This window comes from Lentibacillus kimchii, from assembly GCF_042666895.1.
Taxonomy (GTDB): Bacteria; Bacillota; Bacilli; order Bacillales; family Amphibacillaceae; genus Lentibacillus; species Lentibacillus kimchii.
In genome coordinates this window covers 1-20,674 of sequence record NZ_JBHTGR010000045.1, presented here as the reverse complement: position 1 = coordinate 20,674, position 20,674 = coordinate 1, and the positions used below count along the sequence as shown (strand labels likewise).

23 protein-coding genes, 2 pseudogenes and 1 riboswitch are annotated in these 20,674 nt (G+C 43.0%); of the genes and pseudogenes, 11 read left to right on the top strand and 14 right to left on the bottom strand.

What is annotated here, in order from left to right; genetic code table 11:
* Positions 1 to 458: 458 nt before the first annotated feature.
* On the bottom strand, positions 459 to 1,028 hold the full coding sequence (locus tag ACFQU8_RS10190) for a cysteine hydrolase family protein (RefSeq protein WP_382359484.1): 570 nt from the start codon (positions 1,026 to 1,028) through the stop codon (positions 459 to 461).
* Positions 1,029 to 1,193: 165 nt separating this feature from the next.
* Here ACFQU8_RS10190 and ACFQU8_RS10185 point away from each other — a divergent pair.
* Positions 1,194 to 1,328 (top strand): annotated as a pseudogene (locus ACFQU8_RS10185) (protein rep); the annotation flags it as partial.
* 692 nt (positions 1,329 to 2,020) lie between these two features.
* Positions 2,021 to 2,161, top strand: a complete 141-nt coding sequence (locus ACFQU8_RS10180; RefSeq protein ID WP_382359482.1) for a hypothetical protein — start codon at positions 2,021 to 2,023, stop codon at positions 2,159 to 2,161.
* Positions 2,162 to 2,258: 97 nt separating this feature from the next.
* On the opposite strand, the gene ACFQU8_RS10175 is transcribed toward ACFQU8_RS10180, so the two are convergent.
* Both ACFQU8_RS10175 and menB read right to left on the bottom strand, forming a co-directional pair.
* A complete protein-coding gene (locus ACFQU8_RS10175; protein ID WP_382359493.1) occupies positions 2,259 to 3,614 on the bottom strand; it encodes a C1 family peptidase in 1,356 nt (451 codons plus the stop codon).
* Positions 3,615 to 3,904: 290 nt separating this feature from the next.
* Entirely contained in the window at positions 3,905 to 4,726 is an 822-nt protein-coding gene (gene menB, locus ACFQU8_RS10170; protein WP_382359479.1) for a 1,4-dihydroxy-2-naphthoyl-CoA synthase, read from the bottom strand.
* 221 nt (positions 4,727 to 4,947) lie between these two features.
* Here menB and ACFQU8_RS10165 point away from each other — a divergent pair, with 221 nt between their 5' ends.
* Complete coding sequence (locus tag ACFQU8_RS10165; RefSeq protein WP_382359476.1) at positions 4,948 to 5,964, top strand: cation diffusion facilitator family transporter; 1,017 nt, start codon at positions 4,948 to 4,950, stop codon at positions 5,962 to 5,964.
* Positions 5,965 to 6,076: 112 nt separating this feature from the next.
* Here ACFQU8_RS10165 and ACFQU8_RS10160 read toward each other — a convergent pair whose 3' ends face one another.
* Positions 6,077 to 6,358: a hypothetical protein gene (locus tag ACFQU8_RS10160; protein WP_382359473.1), complete on the bottom strand. Its 282-nt coding sequence runs from the start codon at positions 6,356 to 6,358 to the stop codon at positions 6,077 to 6,079.
* A 131-nt stretch (positions 6,359 to 6,489) separates the two neighbouring features.
* Between ACFQU8_RS10160 and ACFQU8_RS10155 the strand changes: the two are divergent.
* The 4 genes and pseudogenes from ACFQU8_RS10155 to ACFQU8_RS10140 form a co-directional block, all read left to right on the top strand.
* A pseudogene (locus ACFQU8_RS10155) lies at positions 6,490 to 6,690 on the top strand (metal ABC transporter ATP-binding protein); the annotation flags it as partial.
* Positions 6,632 to 6,892 (top strand): metal ABC transporter substrate-binding protein, encoded by a 261-nt coding sequence (locus tag ACFQU8_RS10150; protein ID WP_382359470.1) that lies wholly within the window; start codon positions 6,632 to 6,634, stop codon positions 6,890 to 6,892. The pseudogene ACFQU8_RS10155 and the gene ACFQU8_RS10150, both read left to right, overlap by 59 nt.
* A complete protein-coding gene (locus ACFQU8_RS10145) occupies positions 6,858 to 7,037 on the top strand; it encodes a hypothetical protein (protein WP_382359467.1) in 180 nt (59 codons plus the stop codon). Before ACFQU8_RS10150 ends, ACFQU8_RS10145 begins: the two co-directional genes overlap by 35 nt.
* Positions 7,038 to 7,135: 98 nt before the next feature.
* Positions 7,136 to 7,750 carry a CadD family cadmium resistance transporter gene (locus ACFQU8_RS10140; RefSeq protein WP_382359490.1) on the top strand — a complete coding sequence of 205 codons (615 nt, stop codon included), beginning with the start codon at positions 7,136 to 7,138 and terminating at the stop codon, positions 7,748 to 7,750.
* Between the two features lie 72 nt (positions 7,751 to 7,822).
* On the opposite strand, the gene ACFQU8_RS10135 is transcribed toward ACFQU8_RS10140, so the two are convergent.
* The 6 genes from ACFQU8_RS10135 to ACFQU8_RS10110 all read right to left on the bottom strand — a co-directional run bounded on the left by ACFQU8_RS10135 (position 7,823) and on the right by ACFQU8_RS10110 (position 14,476).
* Positions 7,823 to 8,788, bottom strand: a complete 966-nt coding sequence (locus ACFQU8_RS10135) for an aldo/keto reductase family protein (RefSeq protein ID WP_382359465.1) — start codon at positions 8,786 to 8,788, stop codon at positions 7,823 to 7,825.
* Positions 8,789 to 8,949: 161 nt separating this feature from the next.
* Positions 8,950 to 10,266 (bottom strand): MFS transporter, encoded by a 1,317-nt coding sequence (locus ACFQU8_RS10130; RefSeq protein ID WP_382359463.1) that lies wholly within the window; start codon positions 10,264 to 10,266, stop codon positions 8,950 to 8,952.
* 302 nt (positions 10,267 to 10,568) lie between these two features.
* A complete protein-coding gene (gene aceA / locus ACFQU8_RS10125; protein ID WP_382359461.1) occupies positions 10,569 to 11,849 on the bottom strand; it encodes an isocitrate lyase in 1,281 nt (426 codons plus the stop codon).
* Positions 11,842 to 13,416, bottom strand: coding sequence for a malate synthase A (gene aceB / locus ACFQU8_RS10120; protein WP_382359459.1), 1,575 nt, complete (start codon positions 13,414 to 13,416; stop codon positions 11,842 to 11,844). Before aceB ends, aceA begins: the two co-directional genes overlap by 8 nt.
* 387 nt (positions 13,417 to 13,803) lie before the next feature.
* Positions 13,804 to 13,914, bottom strand: coding sequence for an LPXTG cell wall anchor domain-containing protein (locus ACFQU8_RS10115; RefSeq protein WP_382359457.1), 111 nt, complete (start codon positions 13,912 to 13,914; stop codon positions 13,804 to 13,806).
* A gap of 187 nt (positions 13,915 to 14,101) precedes the next feature.
* Positions 14,102 to 14,476, bottom strand: a complete 375-nt coding sequence (locus ACFQU8_RS10110; protein ID WP_382359454.1) for a hypothetical protein — start codon at positions 14,474 to 14,476, stop codon at positions 14,102 to 14,104.
* Between the two features lie 207 nt (positions 14,477 to 14,683).
* Positions 14,684 to 14,808: riboswitch (FMN riboswitch) on the top strand.
* 136 nt (positions 14,809 to 14,944) lie between these two features.
* Here ACFQU8_RS10110 and ACFQU8_RS10105 point away from each other — a divergent pair.
* On the top strand, positions 14,945 to 15,538 hold the full coding sequence (locus tag ACFQU8_RS10105; protein WP_382359487.1) for an ECF transporter S component: 594 nt from the start codon (positions 14,945 to 14,947) through the stop codon (positions 15,536 to 15,538).
* Positions 15,539 to 15,685: 147 nt separating this feature from the next.
* Positions 15,686 to 15,964 (top strand): hypothetical protein, encoded by a 279-nt coding sequence (locus ACFQU8_RS10100; RefSeq protein ID WP_382359452.1) that lies wholly within the window; start codon positions 15,686 to 15,688, stop codon positions 15,962 to 15,964.
* 291 nt (positions 15,965 to 16,255) lie between these two features.
* Here the strand turns inward: ACFQU8_RS10100 and ACFQU8_RS10095 are convergent, their stop codons facing one another.
* Entirely contained in the window at positions 16,256 to 16,555 is a 300-nt protein-coding gene (locus ACFQU8_RS10095) for a TIGR04104 family putative zinc finger protein (RefSeq protein WP_382359449.1), read from the bottom strand.
* A gap of 106 nt (positions 16,556 to 16,661) precedes the next feature.
* Positions 16,662 to 18,020, bottom strand: coding sequence for a phospholipase D family protein (locus ACFQU8_RS10090; protein WP_382359446.1), 1,359 nt, complete (start codon positions 18,018 to 18,020; stop codon positions 16,662 to 16,664).
* Positions 18,021 to 18,235: 215 nt separating this feature from the next.
* Between ACFQU8_RS10090 and ACFQU8_RS10085 the strand changes: the two genes are divergently transcribed.
* Together ACFQU8_RS10085 and ACFQU8_RS10080 are read left to right on the top strand one after the other, a co-directional pair.
* Complete coding sequence (locus ACFQU8_RS10085) at positions 18,236 to 19,303, top strand: aldo/keto reductase (protein ID WP_382359443.1); 1,068 nt, start codon at positions 18,236 to 18,238, stop codon at positions 19,301 to 19,303.
* Positions 19,304 to 19,553: 250 nt separating this feature from the next.
* Positions 19,554 to 19,703, top strand: coding sequence for an amidase family protein (locus ACFQU8_RS10080; RefSeq protein ID WP_382359440.1), 150 nt, complete (start codon positions 19,554 to 19,556; stop codon positions 19,701 to 19,703).
* Here the strand turns inward: ACFQU8_RS10080 and ACFQU8_RS10075 are convergent.
* A complete protein-coding gene (locus ACFQU8_RS10075; RefSeq protein WP_382359496.1) occupies positions 19,651 to 19,839 on the bottom strand; it encodes a hypothetical protein in 189 nt (62 codons plus the stop codon). The two genes, ACFQU8_RS10080 and ACFQU8_RS10075, sit on opposite strands and share 53 nt — an antisense overlap.
* Before the next feature lie 270 nt (positions 19,840 to 20,109).
* Positions 20,110 to 20,289, bottom strand: coding sequence for a hypothetical protein (locus ACFQU8_RS10070; protein ID WP_382359437.1), 180 nt, complete (start codon positions 20,287 to 20,289; stop codon positions 20,110 to 20,112).
* Positions 20,290 to 20,674: the final 385 nt, after the last annotated feature.

Sequence of the window (20,674 nt, the reverse complement as noted above, 5' to 3'; positions counted from 1 at the left end):
AAGCAGCAGCAGGCTGCTTAGAGGAATTTTAAAAAAATACACATTAGAAATTCTGCAGGTCTTTGCGTTTTTAATAAGAGCAATTATGAAATTGATTCATTTATTTAATTTTAATTCCAATACCCTTATTTTTATTGGAATAATATAATAGGTTTGATTGGCGGTTTTTTCTTTTTATATTTAGCTTATTATATCTTTTTTAAAGACCATTCGACCAACATCTAAAATACCAAATTTCCATATACTAACGATTTAACTGTCTTACACAATCGGTTGCGTTTGTTGCCTAACACAATAAAATTACATTAAAACGCACAGAAAATAATTCTGTGCGTTCTCTGTATGATATTTATACTGTTAATAGCTTGCTGGAAGATACGCTAATTAGTGTACTATTTATGCTGTTATTAGCATTTTTCTCCGTCAAAACTGAACTCGTTACTGCGATCCCCGCCATTTTAATTCACTGTCTCAGCCCATTCGTTAACTGAAAGGACATCTGCCTGCTGCGGAAACACCTTTTCAGTCAGGACGCGGTGTACGTCAGGATCACCATCAAGACACGCATCTTTTAACACCTTGAGTGAAAAGTCTTTGTCCGCCGCTTCCCGCAATGTCGATAGCACGACACCGCTTGTGGCAATACCAGTTAAAACGAGCGTCTTAATATCCAAAGCTTCCAGGATCATTTCCAAATTGCTGCCGGCAAAGGCACTCACCCGATACTTGGTGACAATAGGTTCATTTTCCTGGGGCTGAACAGATTCGTGTATCTGCGTGCCTTCATCTGACAACGTCATGCCCCCGTTTTCAGCAATTCTTGTAAATGCCGGATTTCGCGGGTTGACCTCAGGATAACCCTCGCTGAATCCAACGCGCACAAAAATCACTTGCATATTGTTTTCCCGTGCGGCCGCCACGGCTTGTTGAACCGGGGACAGCTCCTCCCCATTTTCGGCGTAACGTGATACAATGCCATTTTCTATGTCCATGACCAGCAGTGCAGTTTTTTCATTATCGCTGTGCATCGTTAAAAGCTCCTTTTTTAATAAGTGGCAGGTTCTCCTATATTATACTAGGATCATGTATGCGTTATCCACTAACAGACGGACAATCGTTTAAAGGGTCTGGTCATATACGACGGTTCATTAAACGACAACGGGAGGCTGAGCTGCAGCTGAGGAACATCAGCGAAGAATTTAGTTGGCTTTATGAGAGCAACAGAAGTAACAGTAAACAGTCATGATGATTCTTATAATAGGCACATGAACGTTTTACTTTGTGTGGAAAATACATATTTCAAGAATACCGAAAATTACATTAACCAATAGCAATGCTTCTTGGTAAAAAGCCATTCCGCCATAAACCGCTCATTCTTATGCGCTTATTCAATAAACGCGCCTGATTGCAGTATAAGTATTTATAAGACTATTTTTCATTATGTGGGTCTGCATTTTTTCCCAATTTTTTATTGAAAAGATGTTGCATTACAAACACTCCGATTAGGGATATTGGGAAAGCAATTAAATAGAAATAAATATTTTTATCTAACCCAATCACTTCAGGTAAATAAAGAATGAGAAACATCCAAATAACAGTTGTAATTATTCTCATTTTGTTACTTCACCTTCTTAACTGCAATATAGTCCTGGCCCACGTTACATGACAATTGCGCCCGTCAGGGTTAATTTTTAAATAATAAAAGGTTGTATTTTATTAAATTTGTTTTAGTTAGTCCATAAATTACAAGCGCAGTTATTATGCAGGATAACAATAGGTTGTGAACGATAGTGTGCCAGACGAGAAACACTCCAGCAACAACAATTAAGGATAATATTACCCAAATTATTCTCGAAAAGTTTTTTTGTCCCATTAAAATCATCCCTTTTTAACTAAATTTTAACATACAATTATTCCGCAAAATGGCTCGTTTGTTGAATTAATCTTTTAAAAATAATTTCCTCTTTCCCAATTCCACATAGCAATAATTGAATAACCATCTTTAAATGATGGCATTTATGTGGGGACTGTTACGATAGGCAGTGCCGTGAAAGCAGGCACATTTTTCGACCCAGACTGGATTGCTGAAGCCTATTGGAACCTTTTCACAAAGCACGACCAAACAGAAATGGTCTATCAGCCAAATGATGCTGAATCTTAATCATTTTAATAAAAGCAGGATTATGTCTTGGCCTATTTTCTAAAAGAAGCATGAGGAATCGCTCCTCATGCTTCTTTATACTGCCAATGTGATTAAATTAAGCCAGTGACCCCATTGGATCCCATGGTTCCAGTGCGATAGGTTCCTGGTTCAGGGCTGTTTGCAATTCCTCTGGGAGGTAATCTTTTCGAACAACGACCTGGTACATAAATTCGTTAAACCAGTCGTCACTCATCACAAAATAGCCATCCTTGCCTGGCTTTTCGCCCCAGCTGTTTTCCACTTTCCAGCGATTAGGGTTGCCGTCCTCGGCGATATTAACGCCTTGGAGCACCATCGCATGGGTCATTTGGCTATTGCCATAATCCAGTTGCTCTGCCTTGGTAAGATTCATGCTGACATCAAGCGCTGATTCATAATCGTACATAGCCGTGTCCAGAATGCCGCTTTTGCTGTTCAGCATTTTCGTCACATCACAGCCGAACCATACAGGCTCATTGTTTTCAATTTGCTGTTTCGTGGCTTCTTTCAGCGTTTCCATCGGGACGTTCAAATAAAAGACATCCTGGCCGCCGCTGACGTTACCCAGATATTTGACCGTGAACGTACGCCCAAAAGGCTTATCCTCGGTCGGCGCATTAATCAGACTGACATAGTCATGCAGATTAATTGTTACATACTTTTGATAGAACTCTTGCGGTGTGATGTTCGTATCACGATGGAACGTCTCATCCTTATCACGGTATTCAAAATCAAACCGCTTAGGTGGCTCTCCGAGAAAATGCGCCAGCATCCGAAAGATTTCATTTAACAGGGCCGGCTTTTGGTCCCGCAGCGATTCTGGGGAGACGCCCTCTTCCTGATATTGTTTGCGCAGTTTGGCCGCGTCTTCCCGAAGTTTCTGAGTTACCAGCTCATTCATAGCACCCGAACGGCTGCTATGATACGTCTCGGGCATGACGTATTTCGGCATCACACCATACTTATCAACCAGGCTGGTGAACATATCCCATTGACCGCCATCCTGGATAGGATCCATTAACAGCCATTGGACAATTCTGCTGTCTAATGGCTCATCAAGTGTGTCCAAAATACTTTCCAGAAGATAATTGGCTTTTTCAAATTTATCCCAGAAAGTCAGATAGTTTTCCGATAGCTCAAATGATTTCAAGTTGCAATTGTTAGCTACTTCATGCCGTAATGTGTTCAGACCGGCAAACATCCAGCAGCGTCCGCTTTGTTTTTGGTCCGTTATTTTATCGGACTTAATCTCATGTGAAAACGTCTGCTGCATGTTAACTTCAGCATCCTGATCCATAGCGACCGCATTGATGCCATTTTGTTTGATCGCGTTCATTAAGACTTTGTGTTGCGGATTACTCCGGAAATCATCTGTGAAACGTTCAATCATATCCTGTGTTACAGCACGGTTATCCTTTACCTCAGCCGTCATCTTATCACCCTTTCTTGTACGATTTATTGTCCCGCTCATCATTCTATAAAGCTACCATTATGCTTAAACCATTGTATGTTTGCTTCAGCTATTACAGTATAACAATCGTCTGTCATGTCGTTGCTTTATACTTATTCGACTTATTTCTGCAAAATTCCTGCCGAACGTGATAATTTGATTAAATTTTTATCGTCTCCTCGATCGATTTTTCGTTGCGCTCGGTCGTTTCAGTGCGCTCCTCGATCGATTTTTCGCCGCGCTCGATCCGCTTCGCTCGGGCAGCCGTATGCTTATGGGAAACGCGGGAATTGGGAAAAGTCGGGTTCGCGTTTTTCTTTGAAAGCATCGCGGCCTTCTTTTGATTCTTCCGTCCTGTAATACAGCAATGTTGCATCGCCGCCTAATTGCTGCAGACCAGCGAGTCCATCTGTATCAGCGTTGAAGGATGCTTTCATCAGGCGCAGGGCTGTCGGGCTTTTCGCGACGAGTTTCTGCGCCCAATCAATGGTTGCGTCCTCCAGCTGCTCCAGCGGGACTACCTTGTTGACAAGACCCATCTTGTCCGCTTCTTCAGCTGTGTACTGCTCACTCAGGTAGTAAATTTCACGGGCTTTCTTTTGACCTACAATTTCGGCCAGGAAGCCTTGTCCATAACCAGCATCAACACTGCCTACTTTACTTTCTGTCTGACCGAAAATGGCGTTGTCCGCAGCAATCGTCAAATCAGAGATAACGTGAAGACCGTGGCCGCCGCCAATAGCATAGCCGGCCACCATCGCAATAATCGGTTTTGGCGTGACGCGCATCAGACGCTGCAGATCAAGCAAGTTCAGTCTTGGTACTTGGTCGCCTCCGACATAGCCGCCATCGCCGCGGACCATCTGATCACCGCCGGAGCAGAATGCTTTATCGCCCATGCCGGTTAAAATAATGACCCCAACTCTGCCGTCATTCCGGGCATCAGTAAACGCATCAAGCAGCTCGTCAATTGTTTTTGGCGTAAACGCATTGTGTTTGTGGGGACGATTGATCGTGATTTTGGCAATCCCTTCCTCTGATTTCTCATACACAATCTCATCATATGTCCGTGCGGGTTCCCATTTAACTGACAATAGTCACTCAGTCCTTTCGTTTTTAATAATTCATTCCACAGCTATTTTACTAAAAATCATGGTGATGTCACATCAAACGTGTCTCACCAGTTCTTTAAATGTGTCACTGTCTGACAGCAGCCCCCGCAAAAACAGCTGGCTCTATAACAGCATGAGTAGCATAGCATTATCGTGGCATACTATAAATGGCTTTATATTTTTTAATGCAAAAGGAGCAAAACATGAAAGAACTTTTTCGATTACTCAAGCAAGGGTCCATGTCCTCATTATGGGCAAGTATTATTAATGCAGTGGTTGCGATAACAAAAGGCGTTGTTTTCTTCATCACGGGCAATGTGGCTATGTTTGCTGAATTGATGCACAGCATTGGCGATACAGTGAATCAAGCCTTTGTCTATATCGGATCAGCGTTAAGCAATAAACCGCCTACCGACCGTTTCCCTGAAGGTTTTGCACGCCTGGTTAATCTGGTATTGCTCGGTGCTGTTCTTATCGTGGGGGTTCTTGCATATGAAACCATAAAGAAAGGGATCAACCGTATCATAGCGCCCCCTGAGTCCAATGAATGGCTTTGGCTGAACGTCAGTGTTCTTGGGATAGCCATGATTCTCGAGGGGTTTGTCTGGTTTAAATCAATGAAAGAAATCACCGCAGATCTAGGTGGCGAAGATATCAAAGGATTCAACATAATATCGGAAAGTTTTAAAAACGTAGGTAAAGCAAATCCGGCAACCAAGCTCGTATTTTTGGAGGACGCTGTAGCTACCAGCGGCGCGTTTATTGCGATCATTGCGATTTTTATTGGCGCCTATACGCCGTTCCAATCGGCTGAAGGTTATGCTTCTGTTGTTATTGGACTCATGCTGTTTCTGGTTGTCGGGCGAATTTTTCTCGATAATGCCGCAGGGGCCTTAGGTGCTGCCGATCAAGATATGGTCAAAAAAGTTGGCGAGTATGTGTATGAAGAGCCAAAAGTCAAAGACATTCGCAAGCTGGCGGTCATGCAGGAAGGTAACGAACTCCATGCTGAATTGAAGATAGAACTTGAGTCCGATATGACCATAGCAGAAGCTGACCAGATTCACGATAATATTGAAAAGAAAATATTGGATGAAAAAAGGATAACGGATGTTATTATTGAGTTTGACGATCATGATGACACCCAGCATTGGGATGAGTCGAAAAACGAAACAAAAAACAGCGAAAAGGGATCAGGAGATGGTCAAAGCAAACAATAACTACGATAAACAGGCGCTTTCCTTGTTGGCGGGATTGCGCCACAACGGCTTTTGATAGTGATCGCCGGAACGAGCAAAAATCACCACACGTGACGCGCAAATAAATGCGTCGTCAGTATTGACGGCAGTAGATAAACAAATAAATGAATTGAACGAATAGGACTCCTGCTATGATGATAGCTATAGCATCTCTAAATTGGGCATAGGTCAAGTGATAGAATTGATTTATGAAATAAACAACTGTCCATCCAACTAAAACATATGTAAACGTTCTTGAACGGGACTTGTAAAGAATCATCTTCCCTCTTTCGTCATGACCTTCCTGTAACATAAAGCGTTTTTCATATTGATACAGAATCCATACTAATATGACAATGGCCAACCACTTAATCATCTAAACTCCCCTCTTCTGAATGGTATTGGAAAACATCATTAATATCTCTATCAAATAAATGAGCAATTTGAAAGGCAAGCATTAAAGATGGACTGTACTTTTTTGACAAAATAAGATTAAGTGATTATATTAAGACTGATATCGATTGGGACTTCCCGATTAACGTTCGCGACACCGTCCTGCTGGGAAGGTATCCTAAACTGGGTGTATTTCATCTTCTCAAAAAAGCAGATAAACAACTGGCTGAAGGGTGTCTGGAAGAAGTCGGCCTCAGTGATTATAAAAAACAACAAATCGGTGAATTATTCGGCGGGCAGCAGCAACGGCGATTCCGGCGTGGATCCAGATCATGAAGACGTTTATAAGAAAAACGCAGAAGACTATATAGGGGAACTCGAAGGTATTGATCAGGAATACGAGAACAAGATCAATGATATCCCTGAAGAAGATCGCGTCTTTATGGCAAGTGAAAGAGCTTATCAATATTTGACTGAGCGTTATGGATTTAAAAGAAGGTTTTATATGGGAAATTGATACAGAAGATAATGGCACGCCATCCCAGATTAAAAATGCTGTAAAATTTGTTAATAAAAATGACCCGACCGTCCTGTTCGTCGTTGAATCAAACGTCAGTCAAAAGCCAATGAAAACTGTTGCCAAAAAATTCATGACGGATTAGCTCAACAGCCTCCTTTTTAAGCCCGGTTCATTTCCTGTTCCGGGCTTTTGTCATTTACATATGATACCTGAAAGTCTGAAATAGAAAGGCTGATCATGATGTTCCAAGTTATTATTGCAGCCATCATCATCTATACGGCAACGGCTTCCGATTTACTCGTTATATTACTGCTGTTTTTCGCACAAGCTCACACAAAAAAGCAATACCGGGATATTTATATAGGCCAATTTATCGGTTCTGTAACGTTAATCGCCATTAGCTTGTTTTTAGCCTATGTGTTAAATTTCATTCCTGAAAAATGGCTGCTTGGTTTACTAGGGTTGGTCCCTCTCTATTTCGGTCTGAGAATAGCTATATTCGGCGATGACGATGAGGAAGAAGTTGAGAAGCAGTTAGATCAAAAAGGCCTGAGCCAATTAACCAGAACGGTTGCTTTCGTAACGATAGCGAGCTGCGGCGCTGATAACATCGGCTTATTCGCGCCCTATTTCGTTACATTAGATCTCAATGAACTCATCGTGACCCTGATCGTTTTTATTGTGCTTATTTTTGCGCTTATGTTTACGGCTAAACAATTAACGGCTATTCCCGGCGTTGGCCAGGTTATGGAGCGGTTCAGCAGATGGATTACAGCAACGGTTTATATTGTATTAGGTGCCTTTATTATGTATGAAAATGGCACGATACAAACACTGTTATCGTTTTTAAGTTAACTTCAATGGCTGCTGTTTAGCTTGTGCGACCATGCATCCAGCTGTATTTAAACGGCAGCGGCCTCTTAGATCTCAGTCGTTTTCAGACCAAGGCGGCAGCACTCTGTCAATTTCGGTTAAAATCGGTTCAATTTCTTCGATAACATCATGCGTTAATTCTATCTCGCTTGCTTTTATATTTTCCTCAAGCTGATGCTTGTTGCTTGCACCGACAATGGCAGAACTAATGCCAGGCTGCCGCAAAATCCAGGCAAGGGCCAGCTGTGACAAACCGATGTTTAATTCACCTGCTACGTCCTCCAATTTAGCCACTTGCTTCAGCACATTATTATCCAGATAGCTTTTCATCAAATAGTTAATCTGACCCTTTCCTGCCCGGCTTTGAGGAGGAAGGTCCTCGTCTGGCTTATACTTTCCAGTCAAAACACCTTGTGCAAGTGGGGAAAAGACAATCTGACCCATACCATGTTTCTTGCTTACAGGTACAATCTCACTTTCGATCTGCCGGACAATCATATTATAAACGGGCTGATTTGAAACGATGGGATGAAGATTGCGTTCGTTTGTTATATGTACCGCATCTGTAATCTGTGCGGCACTCCATTGACTGACACCATAATAAAGAATCTTACCCTGGCGAACAAGATCTTCCAGAGCAAGCAGCGTCTCTTCTGTAGGTGTTTCCTTATCAAATCTGTGGCATTGGTATAAGTCAATATAATCGACCCCAAGCCTTTTCAAGCTCGCATTGCACTGTTCGATAATATGTTTTCGGGAAAGCCCGCGGTCATTCGGTCCGTCCCCCATTGGAAAATAAGCTTTTGTTGCCAGTACATACGACTCCCTCGGATACCTGTGCAATGCCTTGCCCAAAACGCGCTCAGCTTCGCCCTGGCCATACTCATTAGCTGTATCAAAAAAGTTGATTCCTAAGTCGTATGCCCGGTGAATGCTTTCTGTTTCATTATGAGTTAACCAGCTTCCCAGGCCTATTTCACTGACCTTTAGACCACTGTTTCCAAGGTGACGATAGTTCATAATATAGCCTCCAAAATTTAGATGATAGATGGTGTGGCATGAAGCCAAAGACCGGAGGAGATAATGGTTAAAAATTTCAAATCAATGACAGGAATAATTCATCTTGTTTTCCTTCTCCCTATCTTCTGTTTGATTCATCATTCGCATCCCCTCTCCTCTATTCAATTTCCCACTTCTTCTTCCGTCTCTTCTCTTATAGCTTCAGTCATTCTTTTAGATTCACTGATAACTTTCGGTTTGAATAGAAAAAATGTTGCTATGACCATTCCAACACCTGATGCCAGGTTAATCCAAATATAACTGTTTAAATCGTATAGAAATCCATAAAGGACAGTCCCCATTGGCATAATGCACATCGAAAAGATAGTGATCATGGAAATAATCCTTCCCTTTATATGCTGGGGAATGGTTTGCTGATAAAAAGTGCTGACAGGTATATTTATAAAGTCAACAGCCATGTTAACGGCGATGAAAAGAATCGCAATTATTAGGATTTTCCATATATCACTGCCGCCCATATAGATGGGGATAATCAGCAACGTAACCATAATGCCAGTGATAATACTGGCCCGCTTGGACACGAGGAGTGGATTTTTCCAATTCTTCATGTTTCCAACAACGACACCCGCTATAACAGCGCCACTGGTGAACGCCGTATATAACAGTCCAACAACAGTCGAATCAAAGTTTAATGCATCCACCAGCATTTTTGAGGGCAATATACTTAAACTTGCTCCAACAAAATTAATAACCATTAAATACAGAATAAGCGGCCGAAACACGCTATGATTTAAAACAAAATCCAGCCCTATTTTCAAGTCCTTTCGCAGCTTTTTGAACCCCCCCTGATCTTCTTCAGACTGCTCAGCATAGTCATTTTCATCATGATATAAGTCAAATTTTAGAAAGAAGTCCATAACAGCAGAAATGAAACCCAAAAAGGCAAAACCGAGAACAATCCATTCAAAACTGAAAAGACCAGACAGCATGCCCCCTGCAACAGGACCAATCATGCCGGATGCGTTTATAAAACTCGATGTATAACCTAACACCTTTTGGACGCGGCTTTTATGAAATAATTCCGTGATAGAGGTCTGAAAAGCATTCATGGCGAAAGCACTCGTCACCGTCATAATCGCTGTAGTCAGATAAATGGCCCCCAAGCTGAAGCCAAACTGATATGTATATAGGAATAGACCTGTTAATATCAACGGATCGATAAATTCACCAATTAATATGATAGCCCGCTTATTTCCCATATCCGCTATCACACCTGAAAGCGGCAGAAAAATTAAAGCAACAACGGTTGAAATCACAATATTAATCGAAAAGTCTAATGAAGATCCCGTTTCATAAAGAATAAAAAAACTGATAGCAAAATTATAGATGCTGTCCCCAATATTCAGCGAGACACGGCTAAATATATAAATAAAAAAATTAGTTCGCTCGTCACGTGGTACCTCTTGATTTAACAGCAATTGGACCCCTCTTTTAAATTTTTTCCGTCAGCATTACGTCTGAACAATTATTTGAAATAGTCGGACTTATTTTAATTTAAAATACCACTTTATCCTGATTGAATCAAGTCCTTTTGGGCAGTTCAGTCACAAATGCCGGAAATAGACATCGCTTTTGGAATTGGTGACTTTCATTTGGCTCCAGCATCCCCATATAATACGCGGGCGCTATTCCTGAAGATGACTTAGCGCCCGCGTTTTTGTTGTTCCTGTTTTACGGATAAGCCTTTCATACCTTACGTCAGACTTCCTTCACGCCATATTCAACCAGAAAATTGGTCAGCCTCTGTTGACCCTGCCAGGGCACCGGTGGACGATGTCCCTTCTGAAATAACGGAAGCGACGTCATCAAAGTAACCTGTGCCGACTTCACGCTGATGTTTTGTGGCACTGTAACCGAATGCCTCATTTGCGAATTCTGCTTGCTGCAATTCAGAATAAGCCGCCATGCCGTTATCCTTATATTTTCTGGCAAGTTCAAACATGCTGTGATTCACCGCATGGAAGCCTGCAAGTGTGACGAATTGGAATTTATACCCCATATCAGCCAGCTCTTTCTGAAAATCCGCCATTTCCTGCTCAGTTAACGCCTGCTTCCAGTTAAATGACGGGGAACAATTGTAAGCCAGCAGTTTATCCGGATATTTTTCATGTATGGCATTAGCGAATCGCCGTGCTTCTTCCAAGTCAGGTTTGGACGTTTCGCACCAGAGCATATCCGCATAAGGCGCATAAGCCAATCCGCGTGCAATAGCCTGATCAATGCCAGCTGTCGTACGGAAAAATCCTTCTGCCGTACGTTCACCAGTCAAAAACGGTTCATCATATGGATCAATGTCACTGGTCATCATATCGGCTGCATTGGCATCTGTCCTGGCAATAATAATGGTCGGTGTTCCCATCACATCTGCCGCTAAACGGGCTGAAATCAGATTGCGAACAGCCGTTTGTGTTGGCAGTAGAACTTTTCCGCCTAAATGACCGCATTTCTTTTCCGATGATTGCTGATCTTCAAAGTGGACGGCGGATGCACCTGCCTCAATCATGGCCTTCATTAACTCGAACACATTCAGCTGTCCACCGAAGCCGGCTTCGGCATCGGCGACAATGGGGGCATACCAATCAATGCTTTCATCCCCTTCCGCATAATGAATCTGATCTGCACGCTGCAATGCCTTATTCATCCGTTTAGCAACCTCCGGGACGCTGTTAGCCGGATAAAGACTTTGATCCGGATACATTTGCCCGGCAAGGTTGGCATCTGCAGCGACCTGCCAGCCGCTTAAATAAATGGCCTGTAAACCTGCTTTGACTTGTTGAACTGCCTGATTGCCCGTCAGTGCACCAAGTGCATGAACATAATGGTTGCTTTTCAGAAGCTGCCAGAATTTCTGTGCACCTTTATTAGCGAGTGTGTAGTCAATATCAATCGATCCGCGCAAACGAATAACATCTTCCGCGCTATAGGGCCGCTCAATACCATCCCACCGCGAATTCATGACCCATTCATTTTGGACTTGTTCCACACGCATTTGTTTACCCATTAGCTGTTTCCCCCTCGATTAATTGATCATACGCTGGCAAGGTCAAAAATTCAGGAAACGTTTCCTCACTAACCATTCGACGGAACAATGCAGCCGCCTCCGGGTGCATTGAACCCATTTCCTGATCAATCATGGTTCCAACCAATTCCCTGGTAACCTTGCGCCCATCCTCAAGAATCCCCCTCGGATGCTGTATCCACTGCCATACCTGGGCACGTGATATTTCAGCTGTTGCGGCATCCTCCATCAAGTGATTTATCGGAACGGCGCCGCGTCCACCCAGCCACGATGCCATATAGTGGATGCCTGCTGTTACATTCGTATACAAACCCTGCTCCGTAATCTTACCTGACGGGACCTCCAAAAGATCCTCACGGGAAACCTGAATATCCTCTCGTTTCCTGTGTATCTGGTTCGCACTTCCCATTCCGCTGTCAAAAACATCTCTGACAAGCTCAGCCATGCCCGGATGGGCAATCCATGTACCATCATGGCCGTCTCTGACCTCTCTCTCTTTGTCAGCGCGGACTTTGGCAAAGGCAGCGCTATTGGCTTCCGGGTCATTTTTGACGGGTATATGGGCGGCCATCCCGCCAATAGCCGGCGCATTCCGCTTATGACATGTCTGGATAGCCAGCAGTGAATAAGCATGCATGAAAGGAACCTCCATGGTTACCGTTGCCCGGTCAGGTAAAAGGGCATCATCATAGTGCTTGAATTTCTTGATGAAACTAAAGATATAATCCCATCGGCCGCAATTAAGACCGGCCGAATGATCACGAAGTTCATATAAAATCTCATCCATCTCGAAGGCTGCTGTAATGGTTTCAATTAGTACAGTTGCTTTGATGGTGCCATACGGTATCCCAAGTTCCTCCTGCGCAAATATAAACACATCATTCCATAAACGAGCTTCCTGATGACTTTCCAGCTTAGGCAAGTAAAAATAGGGCCCCGAGCCACGTTCCATCAATTCCTGGGCATTATGGAAAAAGTATAGACCGAAATCAGCCAGGGACGCTGAGATCGGCTCGCCCCCAACCGTTATATGCTTCTCATCCATATGCCAGCCACGTGGCCTTACCATTAGTACAGCAGGGTCATCATTGAGCTGATACGCTTTTCCGTTATGTCCTACAAAATCGATTTGTCTTCTAATGGCATCTTTTAAATTGATATGACCATCGATGAGATTTTCCCATACAGGGGATGTTGCATCTTCAAAATCAGCCATAAACTTTTTAGCTCCGGAATTGAGCGCGTTGATAACCATTTTGCGGTCAACCGATCCGGTGATTTCGACACGGCGGTCATGCAGCTCTTCCGGCATATCCGCAATGGTCCAGTCACCCTCCCGCACGTGAGTCGTTCCAGGTAAAAAGTCCAAGCGTTCCCCTTGATTGATAGCTTCTTGTTGCTTGCTTCGCTCCAGCAGTAACGCGTTTCTCTTGGCATCGAACCTTTTATGCAATTTGGTAAGAAAACTCAAAGCTCCTTCCGTCAACACCTCATCATACCGTTCCTGTAAATCCCCATGCACACGCACTTGATCATGCTTGATAAACATATACCGGTCCCTCCAACCTGTTATAGTACTGACTTTAAAATAATTTATTGTTATATAACAATACATGCAAAAAAATTAAGCTTCTTTCTTTGATAAACAATAGTCACATTCCTGCAAATACGCCTGGCTTTGGACATCCCCGCCACAATCAGGACATTTAGCCATTGTCATTCACCTCAGCCCCCTTCTTTTATACAACAGATTTATAATTATTAATTTGTTATAGTACAGTATATGAGGTGCACATCAAAAATGCAACGCCTTTTTTTGATTTCTTGTTTTTTGGGGGCTGTTTTTTGGGGAGGTGCCTGTCACCACCCGTAATCGCTCGATTTTTGTCGAACTAAAAAAGGCGTCATAACCTGGTATGACGCCTTGGCTTCTTAGTTAGCTATTTTGTTTTCTTCTTCTGATGAAAAAGAAAATGAGGACTGCTGCAATAATGCCTATGCCAATGACAATAAATAATGGTGTATTCGTACTATTTTGGGCATTCACTGCTTTTTCCTTTTCAGGCTTTTGAGAGGCCGCATTGTCTACCTCATTTTCGTACCCGGTTCTGGTCGTTTAATACCATACGGAAAAAATAGATACAAATAACCCATTAATACAAAAGTGGGTTATTTCCATTAAATGGGTGATAAAACCTTTTGACAGCTTCCGTCATCCTAACGCTTCTAGGCCATTAAATATGATCCCGTGGTATTTCCTTGTTCCACGTTTTCTCAAAAATTTGCGAGCCATTTTCATAAGCGGTCATGGTATTCGTTAAATAAAAGTTCGTTTCATCACAGGTCATGTCACTATACGACTCAAGTGTCGTCATCCAATCGTCACGTCCAACTTTCAATTCCCATTCACATTGAACGCGAGCGGACAGGGGATCGTTCTCTTTAATCGTATAAGTATCCCTATTGCTGCTGCCAAATATAAGTCCGTTTACTGGCAGTTTTCTTTCACCTTCATCGGAAAATTCCTCTAATACCCACGTTCCTTCTATCGGATTATGATGAATCTCTTGGGTTCGATTTCCCGAGCGAATCGGTTCCTTGTCAATCATCTTTGCGATTTCTGGTCGTTCAAAATCCCCGAGTGAATCATCTTCGGCGGATGGCGTCCGAACAGGTAAATCTAAATTGGTATCTTTTCCAGATATACAATGTCTATTTAATCACGCTAATTATTAATTGTTTCAAAAACAATATGGATGAAAACTGGACAATAGGCGATTTAGGATGTATAATTGCTTTAGTTAAAATTATAAACGATTCATCTTCGGGGCAGGGTGAAATTCCTGACCGGCGGTAAAGCCCGCGACTCGATACCATGAGTATCGACTGATTCGGTGAAATTCCGGAGCCGACGGTATAGTCCGGATGGGAGAAGATGTAGGCGCATAATGTCCGCAGTTAATTGTCGGATGAATTTGTGCATGTATCACCCCGGAGCTGCCTGCTTCGGGGTTTTCATTTTGTACAATGGCGCTGCATTGGAAATCGGGGTGGATCGGCCAGAGGAGAGATTTCTTATGCAAACCAGGAGCCGTGTTTTTCGCATGGTGGCTCTAGCAATGCTCAGTGCGTTAGCATTTTTATTAATGCTGCTCAATTTTCCATTACCAGGTCTCCCACCATTTTTGAAAATGGACTTTAGTGAGATTCCGGTATTGATCGGCGCCATTATTTTTGGCCCGGTTGGCGGTATCATTGTCGAGGCCTTAAAAAATTTACTGCATTATTTCATTACCGGCAGTTCATTTGGTGTCCCCTTGGGAGAGGCGTCAAACTTTGTGACGGGGCTGTTTTTAGTGCTGCCTGTTGCTTTCGTAGCCAACAAAGTCCGTACTAAAAAAGGGCTTGCGTCTGGTCTTTTAATCGGGATTGCTCTATCGTCGGTCATGATGGCATTTCTGAACTACTTGATCCTTCTGCCATTGTACACAGTCTTTCTTGATTTTCCGTCATTTTCAGCAGCAGCTCGTATGAAACTGGCGGTTATTGGGGTGTTGCCTTTCAACCTGATCCGCGGGGGACTGACCGGAATCCTTTTCCTATTCCTTTATCCAAAGATCAAATCCCTGATCGATCGCTGGAATCCCCTAACAACATCAAACGTATCGTAAAACAAGGGATAATATATCCGACTTAAAGCGAAAGAGGTTGCCATCAAGGCAATCTCTTTTTTCTTATAAGCACCCCTGATAGATGCCGTTTCCATTATGTATTTTCCACGTACCATATCTTAAGACTTTATGAAGGGAGTGAATCAATTGGCTTTCTCAAATCATCGTCGTTACAACAATTATGGCTATCCCCCATATGGCGGCCAAGGATACTATGGCGGGCAAGGTTTCTATGGAAATTTCAATCCTTACTACGGTCCTGGCCCAGGTTATGGTGGCTACGGTAACTACGGCAACTATGGTAATTATGGTGGCTATGGCGGCTATGGCAACTATGGTGGTTATGGTGGCTACGGCAACTACGGTGGCTATCCCCACTATTACCCCACACCTTATGGCCCAGGAAATTTCGGAGGACGCTGGTAATTAATTAAGTGCGACCAGTAAGGTTCGCTCGTTCTCAAAAGAGGTTGCCTTAATGGCAGCCTCTTTTATTTTTTCCTGTAACAACTGTTCTCAGGAGAGCCAAGCAAGTGAATCATGATCTGATCGTAAATTAAGTCCGCTGCGGAAAAACACGTCGCTTTCCGCGGGCTAGTCTTGCGCCATATTGATTCCTTAATATCAATCATGGATTTTGTTGAAGAGCCTAAAATAAAAAGCTTGCCTAATTAGTCACACAATCGCTCCCTATTCTTGAAGAATAAAACGCTATACTCAGAAAGAATATTCTTCTTTATTACTTAAATGCATTACAACTGGGTGAAGCGATATAACTAAGGAAGTTAAAACGAGAAATAAACTTATCAAAATCGCTGCTGGGATATCAAAAAAGATATTTAAAAATATTGGTAAGAAAACAAAAGCGTTTAAAAAACCTGCTTTATTTTTTGATTTCCGTGTCTGATATTGCCTTTCTCCACAATAGGGACAGTTCATGCCAGGGTCCAAAGTAAACATTTTTTTCATAGTCTGCTTCCAACTCCATGTATTATGGCAATTTTCACAAGTTGGCATTTCATCTCTCCTTACGCCTGTTTCTGCAACATATGCCTGTTTGTTTAATAAATTTCAACTATTTTAATCTTATCACAACATGATTTTCACATGTAATGTTTTATTGTTAATATGTTGTGAATCCCGTTATTTTCTGTATCCAGTAGACCACTTTTCTAAACGGTGTTTTGCGATCCTGGAATTTATCATAATCAGCTGTGAAAGTGCCCTCCTGATTATGCCATAACCTCAGAAAATAATGTTCGACGTCTTTTATGACTTGCTCATCCTGCGACCCTTGAATTTTAATGGCGTTTTCCAGATTATAATTAGCGAGATTTCTGGTTGTGTAATTGGCCGCTCCGCCAATCAGTACGGCCTCCGTTCCTTCTTTGATATACAGCAATTTTCCGTGAAACTGGTCCTTGGCTGAATCATACCACCTGATCGACACATGATCCTTGCTCTTTAATTCAGATGCCACAGGTAAATTAGGCAGTCCAATATTATGATGGCCAAAAGCGCCTTTATTTGGATCCAGAATCATTTTAATAGTGACGCCTCGCTCCGCCGCATCCTGTAACGCCTGAATCATCTGACGATTGCCGAGATAAAACATACCAAGCCAGATGTCATCGCCCTTACTGGTCAGATTAATTTCCTTGAGAACATGTTCAGACACTTTTCCTTCCGTCAAATACTGGGCAGCGGCTGTACGCGATGCAGCCTGGTTATTATGTTTCGCCGGCTTTATATCCGTTTCACTGTCAGAGTAATCGAGTACGGCTTGCTCTGCTTTCACGATCTCGTGAACAATATCCCCCGTTACTTTAAACGCAATATCTACAAAGAACCCGCTTGCATCATGTGAATTGGCTGATGTAATGATCGCTGCATTTTCTGTAGCGATCATTTTTCGATGGTTCGCCTTCATATTAAAAGCCTCTAAATAGGAGCGCGCTGTCACTTTAGGAGCATTCGTTCCCAGCGGATTAGGCAGCCAGCCTTTGCCCCCTTGGCCAAACCAGCGGAAAAACGTCCGCCAGATCGCTGAATAGACAGGATTGGAGTCCCTAAGCTTATCCAAGTTCGCTGTAACGACTTCCACATCATGTTTTTGCAGTTTTTTTATGTTTTTATTGCTATAGGACTGATAGCCATTATTAACCGGATCCGTGATAAACACAACCTGCAAATCTGGATGTTTTCTTTTCTGCTTAATGAGTTTAGTCGTCAGTTTCTCACTTAACTTGGGGAAATCTCGTGATTCATTGGTGTAGCCGTTAAACAAAAACATGTCCAGCACAATAACATCTTCTGCTTTCTCGACCATACGAAAAATGTCAGGAAAGATTTCACGATCATGCTTCACCTCCCCCGTTTTGGTTTGATAGGTTAAATCTCTAAGGAACTCAATGTCGGAATGATAGACATCACTTTCGTAAGAGATCCCTGCAGGAAGCGGCTTCAATTGGTTATACAGCAAAACAGAAAATAATATAATAATTACAAGTAAAACCACCCAAAACATCTTTGAGTGCAACAGTTTTTTCATCACATAACCTCTTCTTTTACAGCTGATGTTCGATTCTCCTACTTTCTCCAGAAATGCAGCAGTATAAACAAAAAAGTAACCGGCTGCGAAATCTTCGGATGCAATTAGTGTACACACATAACATAGAGCAGGAAGGAGGTTTTTAAATGGACTATATTTATTTAGGCACGTCTGGCCTGCGTGTTCCAAAATACATTTTAGGGACGCTTCCTTTTAGTGGAACAAATGGATTTGAAGCTATGGGAGACGTCGATGTCAAAGAGGCAACTAAAATGGTGGATATGAGTCTTGATGCTGGGATCAACATGTTTGACACGGCCAATCTGTATTCCCATGGTGATGCCGAGAAAGTGCTGGGTTCCGCTATTAAGGATCGCCGAGATGAGGTTCTCTTGACATCCAAGACAGGATTCCAGTTAGGCGATAATCCGAATGCGCGCGGCGCTTCACGGCTGAATATCGAAAAGTCGATTGAAGCATCCCTCAAGCGCCTCGGCACGGACTATCTTGATTTGTATTTTGTGCATTTATGGGACGGGCGTACGCCGGTTGAAGAAACGATCGCAGTGATGACGGACTTAGTCAAATCCGGCAAAATCCGTTACTGGGGCGTTTCGAATTACAGTGGATGGGCATTGGCACGGACCTATACGCTTGCTGAACAGGCTGGCTATATCCCGCCTGTTTGCCAACAGATTTATTATACACCAGAAGCACGCGAAGCCGAATACGAACTGCTGCCAGCGGCTGGCGAACTTGGAATGGGTTCCATGATATGGAGTCCGCTGGGTGAAGGGCTTCTTAACGGTAAAATCAGCCGCGGGCAAACGGCTCCGGAGAATACACGACAAGGTGCTGGATGGCCTGAACCATGGGTTATGGATAATGAACGATTGTATAACGTCATTGATGCCCTTCAGGAAGTGGCGGACGCGCGAGGCGCAACCGTTCCGCAAATAGCACTTGCCTGGGTAAAAGACCGTCCGAATGTTGGCCCGGTCGTTATCGCAGCACGTAATGAAGACCAGCTCCGCGAAAATATCAATTCGTTTGAGATGGTTTTAACTGAGGACGAGCATGACAAAATTGAATCGGTCACCCGGCCGGAACCATTTTATCCGTTATGGCACCGTGTGATGAGTTCTTTCGACAGAGGATCACCGTCTGAAATGCCTTATCTCAAAGGTTACAAAAAGTCCATGAATATTGAGTAAGTAAACGAGGGGCGAAATGAAAAATAGGACAAAATTAGCTGGATCAAGTGGTTAGAGCATAAGCCCGCTTCGGAAATAGACGCCGCTTTCCGCGGGCGGCTGGTGAGCCTCCGAAGTGCGTTCGCACTCCGGGGTCTCACCTATGCCTTTGCTCCCGCTGGAGTCGCCGTCTTTTCCTCCGCTCAATCTGAGCTATCTTCAGCTTTAAAGTTAATACGTCTTAAATCTTTATTTTGTCACACATCCATGGGTGTGCTTGGGAGCGCTTGGAACCGACACAAGCGGGTCCGTCCGTGTGCCAGCTGCTTTTTGCGGTATTGTGGGCATGAAACCGTCAAATGCAAGCGTTAATCAAAAAGGTACTTTTCCGCCTGCTCGCGTACGTTTGGATGAGTGGTGATGACAGCATTCAAACGTGAGTTCAACCTCTCAATCTGTTTCAAAGCTTCATCTGCTATTTCAGCGACAGAAACGCGCTCATGCTGAATAGCCTCTCCAATGGAAGCTATGGTTTGTAGTAATAAAGGACTTTCCAAGCTTCTCTCACTTCCTTTAACGTATGTGTAAAAACCCCTATTGTCCCTTAAGTAGTTCACTTTTGGTGGAGAAAAAGCAAAATAACAAAGCAATTAACGCTTAAAATCTTACTATTTTAACAGGTGTTTTATCAGGACAAATAACAATGTTATTAACACCCGAAATGACGCCCGTTTTAGTATGCATTTAAAACGAAAAAAATCGCTCAAATCAATTGAGCGATTTTTATAATATATTAACACTGTTATGCCACAAACGCGCCCGATAGCTTAATCTGACCCAAATTTATTTTCAAAACACTCCTTGCAATAAATTGCTCCATCAGTGGTTTTGACCCATTTTTTGATAATCGCATCTGTCCTTCCAACATGGTCTTTTTCAGGAAACTTCGCTAATACTGCCATAAATTCATTTGGTTTAATTTCTCTGCCACAGGCATCACACTTCATAAAATCACTCCTGCTTTTTTTTAAAATAGTATTTTGTTCAACAAAATGGCCCGTTTCGACAACTCGGGACGCGGTATTTTATTCCGCGACTGTGCCCAATAAAGGAATAGCGTATCCCCCGTTGATTTCCGTTCCAGGCGGACGCTTTCCGCGGGCATGGCTTCAGCCTCCTCACTTCGCTACGCTTCGTTGCGGGGTCTTCAGCTCATGCTATTCCCGCAGGAGTCGCCGCCTTTCACTCCAATCAACTGAGAGTCTGCTTTTAAATTTATTCAGGAATAGTTAGCAATAGGTAAGCCTTTGAAGTTATCTCCAGCTTTTCCCCTGCTCCACATGGAGCATGCAGGTTTCCCCGCACTCCACGCTCCATCTAACGATATGTAAT